At 60.1% G+C, this 6450-nt stretch carries 6 protein-coding genes; 1 reads left to right on the forward strand and 5 read right to left on the reverse strand.

The window, feature by feature from the left end; genetic code table 11:
- Window positions 1–47: 47 nt before the first annotated feature.
- The 5 genes from tsaA to rimO all read right to left on the reverse strand — a co-directional run bounded on the left by tsaA (window position 48) and on the right by rimO (window position 4176).
- Window positions 48–746 (reverse strand): tRNA (N6-threonylcarbamoyladenosine(37)-N6)-methyltransferase TrmO, encoded by a 699-nt coding sequence (gene tsaA / locus HU811_RS23480; RefSeq protein ID WP_186658364.1) that lies wholly within the window; start codon window positions 744–746, stop codon window positions 48–50.
- 72 nt (window positions 747–818) lie between these two features.
- Entirely contained in the window at window positions 819–1280 is a 462-nt protein-coding gene (locus HU811_RS23485; RefSeq protein ID WP_092401030.1) for a YehS family protein, read from the reverse strand.
- Between the two features lie 63 nt (window positions 1281–1343).
- Window positions 1344–2054 carry an rRNA pseudouridine synthase gene (locus HU811_RS23490; protein WP_047230034.1) on the reverse strand — a complete coding sequence of 237 codons (711 nt, stop codon included), beginning with the start codon at window positions 2052–2054 and terminating at the stop codon, window positions 1344–1346.
- 73 nt (window positions 2055–2127) lie between these two features.
- Window positions 2128–2601 carry a GNAT family N-acetyltransferase gene (locus HU811_RS23495; RefSeq protein ID WP_092401026.1) on the reverse strand — a complete coding sequence of 158 codons (474 nt, stop codon included), beginning with the start codon at window positions 2599–2601 and terminating at the stop codon, window positions 2128–2130.
- A 234-nt stretch (window positions 2602–2835) separates the two neighbouring features.
- Window positions 2836–4176, reverse strand: coding sequence for a 30S ribosomal protein S12 methylthiotransferase RimO (gene rimO, locus HU811_RS23500; RefSeq protein ID WP_047230036.1), 1341 nt, complete (start codon window positions 4174–4176; stop codon window positions 2836–2838).
- Between the two features lie 334 nt (window positions 4177–4510).
- Here rimO and HU811_RS23505 point away from each other — a divergent pair, with 334 nt between their 5' ends.
- Window positions 4511–6352 (forward strand): potassium transporter Kup, encoded by a 1842-nt coding sequence (locus HU811_RS23505; RefSeq protein WP_437179501.1) that lies wholly within the window; start codon window positions 4511–4513, stop codon window positions 6350–6352.
- The last annotated feature ends 98 nt before the right edge of the window (window positions 6353–6450 follow it).

The raw sequence follows: 6450 nt of genomic DNA on the forward strand, positions 1-6450 counted from the left end.
CCCGCGCTGCCTGAAGAAGGCAGCGCGGGCTTTTTCGTTTCTGGCGGTTACGATTTCGCCGCAATCACTTCCAGCACCTTGATCACCCCCGACTGCGGATAATGCCAACGCACGTCCAGATCCCAGAACTGCGCACCATATTCCCGTTCGGGTGTAGGAATCTGGTACGCCGGACGTGGGTCTTGGGCCAGGCACTGTTCGATCAGCTCCACCAAGGGCTCTGCCAGGCGCCTGGCGTGATCCTGGGCTTGTAGCAGGGCTGTGTCCACCCATTGCACGGGGATCAGCTCAGGCGCTGCGCTGGCGATGTTGTTGTGCGCCGAGCCGATGATGTCTGCGTAGGGCACGTAGGGTTTGATATCCAGCACCGGGGTGCCGTCCAGCAAGTCGATGCCCGAGATCCACAGGCGCCCGGCTTCGACCCGCTCCAGTTTCACCACCGACTGGCCTATGCCGTTGGGGCGATGGGTGGCGCGAGTGGCGAACACCCCCATGGACTTATTGCCGCCCAGACGCGGCGGGCGCACTTTCAGCCGTGGCTTGTCTTCCAGGGCCTGGTGGAACAGGAACAGCAGCCAGACATGGCTGACCTGCTCCAGGCCCTGCACCGCATCGCCCTGATCGAATGGCGCCACCAGTTCCAATACCCCGCGCGCGGCCGGGGCCAGTTGCGGTTGACGGGGAATGGCGAACTTCTCCTTGAAGCAGGAGCGGACGTAGCCGATGGGGGAGACGTTGTAGGGCATTTGAAACGCTTCAAGTTGCAAGCTACAAGCTGCAAGCTTTGAACTTGTCGCTTGGAAGCTTATGGCTACTGTTTACGCTCTGACGCGCAGCGTCAGGCCCTTAAGGAAATTGCGCAGCAACTGGTCACCGCACGGGCGATAGTTGGTGTGGCCAAACTTGCGGAACAATGCGCTCAGTTCCGGCTTGGACACCGGGAACTCCGCGGCCTTGAGGATAGCGTGCATGTCGTCTTCTTTCAGTTCGAAGGCCACCCGCAGCTTCTTGAGGATGATGTTGTTGGTGACCGGTACTTCGATTGGCTGCGGCGGACGGCTTTCGTCCTTGCCGCGCTTGAAGATCACCAGGCCGTCGAGAAAATGCGCCATGACTTCGTCAGGGCAGAACACGAAGCCTTCTTCCTCGTCTTTCTTGAGGTAACCCACCAGATCCGCCATGGGCACTTCCAGGCCGCCCAGCTTGATGATCTCGATGACTTTTTTGTCGCTGATGTCGAGCATGTAGCGCACGCTGCGAAGTACGTCGTTGTGAACCATGTGTGCAATCCTGATCAATCGGCAGTGGGCGCCGCAGCTCGGTGCGGCGCCGGAAAAAAGAAACTAGAACTTCTCTTTGGTGGACAGGTAGCGCCACTGGCCCAGGGGCACCTTACCGATGGACACGCCGCCAATGCGGATGCGCCGAATGGCCACCACCTTGAGGCCGACCGCCTGGCAAAACAGTGCGATCACCCCCGGTTGCGGGTTTTTCATGGCAAAGCGCAAGCGGTTCTCGTTCTGCCAACTGGCCTTGACCGCCGGCAACTCCTTGCCTTTGTAAGTCAGACCATGGTTCAGGCGATTGAGGCCATGGGCGACCATTTCGCCTTCGACTTCCACCACGTATTCCTGCTCGATCTTGGCGGCGTCGGCGGTGAGCTTGCGCAGAATCTTCCAGTCCTGGGTGAACACCAGCAACCCACTGGCGTTGGCCTGCAGGTCGGCGCTGGCGGTCAGGCGCAGAAAGTGCCCCTTGAGGGGGCGCTTGCCGAAGCGGTGTTCTTCGCTCAGGGTCTGTGGCCCAAGGGACGCCATCGCCGTGTCTGCATCCATGCCGGCAGGGGCGTTCAACAGCAGGGTCACCGGCTCTGGCGCGGTGGCTTTGGCCTCGGGGTCGAGTTCGACTTTCTGGGTGGTGACCTTGAACTGCGGCTCGTCGATCACTTCGCCGTCCACGGTGACCCAGCCGCCCTCGATGAACAGCTCAGCCTCCCGACGGGAACAGCCGACGAGTTCGATGAGGCGTTTGGAGAGACGAATCGGGTCAGTCATGACAGGGCCGTAACAAAAAGAGGGTGGGCATTGTACCTGCCTGGCGCCGGTTAATCGCGGGTCCATTTGCCTTTTAGCCGCGTTGGACCTTCAGGTCGGGCTGTTTGTAGCGCATGTGCAGCAGCGGGTACGGCTGGTTCATGCCGTCCTTTGCCGAACGGCCTACCACTTCGAAGCCTTGCTTGAGGTAAAAACCCAAGGCTTGCGGGTTCTGTTCGTTGACATCCAGTTGATCGGCGTTCATGTGCTCCATGGCATAGCGCAACAGCTGCTTGCCCAGGCCCTGGCCACGGTGTTGCGGGTCGATGAAAAGCATCTCGATCTTGCCGGCTGCGACACCCGCGAAACCGGTAATGCGCTGGCGAGCATCCCGGGTGCAGATGAGCATGACTGCATCCAGATACCGGGTGAGCACCAGATTTTTCAACAGTTCGATGTAGCTGTCTGGCAGGAAATCATGGGTGGCCCGCACCGAGGCCTCCCAGACCCGGGTCAGTTCCTGATAATCGCTGGGTTTCGGTGTATGGATGACCGAATGCTGACGCATGCCCGCCTGCTCCTTGTGCTGATGCCTTGGTTTCTCCATACGATAGCCGTAAAAAAGCCCCGCATCTTGTCGCAAGAGCAGGGTTTGTTTATTTTTCGGAGCGCTAGAACGTGTGGGAGCCGAGCTTGCTCGCGATGGCGTCCTGTCAGCCAACATTAATGCTGACTGCTCCACCGTCATCGCGAGCAAGCTCGGCTCCCACAGGTATTGCTGTGCCCTTAAAAATGCGGCAGATCAGCCGATCTGTTCAGCCCACAGGTCGTATTCATCGGCGTCGGTCACCTTGCACCAGACCTTGTCGCCCGGCTTGAGGTTGCTGCCGTTGTCGATGAAGACGTTGCCATCGATTTCCGGGGCGTCGAAGAAGCAGCGGCCGACGGCACCTTGTTCGTCGACTTCATCCACCAGCACTTCGATTTCACGGCCGATGCGCATTTGCAGGCGTGCCGAACTGATGGCCTGCTGGTGCGCCATGAATCGCTCCCAACGGTCTTGTTTAACTTCGTCCGGCACCACGTCCAGGTCCAGGTCGTTGGCCGGGGCGCCTTCGACGGGCGAATACTGGAAGCAACCGACGCGGTCGAGCTGGGCTTCGGTCAGCCAATCGAGCAGGTACTGGAAGTCTTCCTCGGTTTCGCCAGGGAAACCGACGATGAAGGTCGAGCGAATGATCAGGTCCGGGCAGATCTGGCGCCAGTTCTTGATACGGGCCAGGGTCTTGTCTTCGAAAGCTGGGCGCTTCATGGCCTTGAGGACTTTCGGGCTGGCGTGCTGGAACGGGATGTCCAGGTACGGCAGGATCTTGCCGGCGGCCATCAGCGGGATCAGTTCGTCGACATGCGGATACGGGTAAACGTAATGCAGGCGGACCCATACGCCGAGGGTGCTGAGGGCTTCGCACAGTTCGGTCATGCGGGTTTTCACCGGCGCGCCGTTCCAGAAACCAGTGCGGTATTTCACGTCGACGCCATAGGCGCTGGTGTCCTGGGAGATGACCAGCAACTCCTTGACGCCAGCCTTGACCAGGCGCTGGGCCTCGTCGAGCACATCACCCACCGGACGGCTCACCAGTTTGCCGCGCATCGAGGGGATGATGCAGAAGCTGCAACTGTGGTTGCAGCCTTCGGAAATCTTCAGGTAAGCGTAGTGGCGCGGGGTCAGCTTGATGCCTTGTGGCGGCACCAGGTCGATCAGCGGATTGTGATCCTGGCGCGGCGGCACCACGTCGTGCACGGCATTGACGACCTGCTCGTACTGCTGCGGACCGGTCACGGCCAGCACGCTGGGGTGCACGTCGCGGATATTGCCTTCTTCCACACCCATGCAGCCGGTAACGATGACCTTGCCGTTTTCCTTGATGGCTTCGCCGATCACTTCCAGGGACTCGGCCTTGGCCGAATCGATGAAGCCGCAGGTGTTGACCACTACCACGTCGGCGTCCTGGTACGTGGATACGACGTCATAACCTTCCATGCGCAACTGGGTCAGGATGCGCTCGGAGTCGACCAGAGCCTTCGGGCAACCCAGGGATACGAAGCCAACCTTGGGGTTGGCCGGCGCGGTAGTGGTGGACATGTCTAACCTCGGTGTAGGGGAGATCGTCTCTTGCGGAGACAGGACGCTTGACGCGCCTCTGATCAAAAAGTGCGCAATTCTAGCGGTGCTGGAAGCGCTTGACCAGCTTTATACGGGGAAAAACGACGAGTGCTGCGCTATGCTTCGCGCCGTCAAGCGCAACTGAGTCGGTACAGTCAACCATTCGTCTGTAACAAGAAGTAAGGTGGCGTCGACCCAAGGTCAATCAGAGTGCTTCTTTCCAGCAGTGTGGATCAGGTAGTGGGAGTGTTGGATGGGGCAGGCAGAGAGTCAGGTGTCGGGGGCAGGGCATGCAGCGGCCAAGCCAGTCGGAATGTTGGTGGCCGCCGCGGGAGTGGTCTATGGCGACATCGGCACCAGTCCGTTGTACACCATCAAGGAAGTGTTTTCCGGTCAATATGGTGTGCAGGTCAACCATGACGGCGTGTTCGGGATTCTGGCGCTGATCTTCTGGTCGTTGATCTGGGTCGTCTCGATCAAATACGTGCTGTTTATCCTGCGCGCCGATAACCAGGGCGAAGGCGGCATCATGTCGTTGACCGCGCTGGCCCGGCGGGCGTCCGCCCCTTATCCCCGGTTGCGTTCGGTGCTGGTGATTCTCGGGCTGATCGGCGCCTCGTTGTTTTACGGTGACAGCATGATCACCCCGGCCATTTCCGTATTGTCGGCCGTGGAGGGTCTGGAAGTGGCCTTTGATGGCCTGGATCACTGGGTTGTGCCGATGGCGCTGGTGATTCTGGTGGCGCTTTTCCTGATTCAGAAACACGGTACCGACCGGATCGGTAAATTGTTCGGGCCGGTCATGGTGCTGTGGTTCGTGGTCCTTGGCGGCCTGGGCATTCATGGCATCGTCCAGCATCCGCAGGTGCTCGAGGCGTTGAACCCAGCCTGGGGCGTACGCTTTTTCATGGTGCATCCGGGGGTTGGCGTTGCGATCCTGGGTGCCGTGGTACTGGCCTTGACCGGCGCCGAAGCCTTGTATGCGGACATGGGCCATTTCGGCCGCAAACCCATTGCCCGGGCTTGGTTCGCCCTGGTATTGCCAGGCCTGGTGCTTAACTATTTCGGTCAGGGCGCTTTGCTGTTGGAGAATCCGGAGGCCGCCCGCAACCCGTTTTATCTGCTGGCCCCAGGCTGGGCGCTGGTGCCGCTGGTGGTGCTCTCGACCTTCGCCACCGTGATCGCTTCCCAAACGGTGATTTCTGGCGCGTTTTCCCTCACCCGCCAAGCCATCCAGCTCGGTTATATCCCGCGCATGTACATCCAGCACACCTCCAGCGCCGAACAAGGGCAAATCTACATCGGCGCGGTGAACTGGGCGTTGATGGTGGGCGTGATCCTGCTGGTGCTTGGCTTTGAGTCGTCCGGCGCGTTGGCCTCTGCCTATGGTGTAGCGGTGACCGGCACCATGCTGATCACCAGCATCCTGGTGTCGGCGGTGGCATTGTTGCTGTGGAAATGGCCCCCTCTGCTGACGGTGCCGTTGCTGCTCGGTTTTCTATTGGTGGACGGCCTGTTCTTTGCCGCCAATGTCCCGAAAATCCTGCAGGGCGGCGCATTTCCAGTCTTGGCGGGGATCGTGTTGTTCATTCTGATGACCACGTGGAAGCGCGGGAAGGAGCTGCTGGTGGATCGGCTGGATGAAGGTGCTCTGCCGTTGCCGGTATTTATCAGCAGCATCCGTGTCGAACCTCCCCATCGGGTCAAGGGCACGGCGGTTTTTCTCACCGCCCGCCCGGATGCCGTGCCTCACGCGCTGCTCCATAACCTGTTGCACAACCAGGTGCTGCACGCGCAAGTGGTGCTGCTGACGGTGGTGTACGAAGACATCCCCCGGGTGCCGCCGCAACGGCGCTTCGAGGTGGATTCCTACGGCGAAGGTTTCTTCCGGGTGATCCTGCACTTCGGTTTCATCGACGAGCCGGACGTGCCCGAGGCGCTCAGGCTGTGTCATCTGGATGAGCTGGACTTCAGCCCGATGCGCACCACCTACTTCCTCAGCCGCGAGACGGTCATCGCGTCCAAGCTTGAAAGCATGGCCCGTTGGCGCGAAGTGTTGTTCGCCTTCATGCTGAAAAACGCCAACGGCAATTTGCGTTTTTTCAATTTGCCGCTGAACCGGGTGATAGAGCTGGGGACCCAGGTGGAAATGTAGCCCAAACAAAAAGCCCCCGTTGCCTGGTGGCGGGGGGCTTTTGGGTGGGCGTGGATGTGTGTGGACAACAACCTGTGGCGAGGGGATTTATCCCCGCT

Source organism: Pseudomonas tehranensis (assembly GCF_014268615.1).
Lineage (GTDB): Bacteria > Pseudomonadota > Gammaproteobacteria > Pseudomonadales > Pseudomonadaceae > Aquipseudomonas > Aquipseudomonas tehranensis.

Bases quoted from the DNA above. Each gene is read 5' to 3' on its own strand.
- HU811_RS23485 (WP_092401030.1), bottom strand. From the start codon at position 1,280: ATGGTTCACAACGACGTACTTCGCAGCGTGCGCTACATGCTCGACATC.
- HU811_RS23505 (WP_437179501.1), top strand. From the start codon at position 4,511: ATGTTGGTGGCCGCCGCGGGAGTGGTCTATGGCGACATCGGCACCAGT.
- rimO (WP_047230036.1), bottom strand. From the start codon at position 4,176: ATGTCCACCACTACCGCGCCGGCCAACCCCAAGGTTGGCTTCGTATCC.
- HU811_RS23495 (WP_092401026.1), bottom strand. From the start codon at position 2,601: ATGCGTCAGCATTCGGTCATCCATACACCGAAACCCAGCGATTATCAG.
- tsaA (WP_186658364.1), bottom strand. From the start codon at position 746: ATGCCCTACAACGTCTCCCCCATCGGCTACGTCCGCTCCTGCTTCAAG.
- HU811_RS23490 (WP_047230034.1), bottom strand. From the start codon at position 2,054: ATGACTGACCCGATTCGTCTCTCCAAACGCCTCATCGAACTCGTCGGC.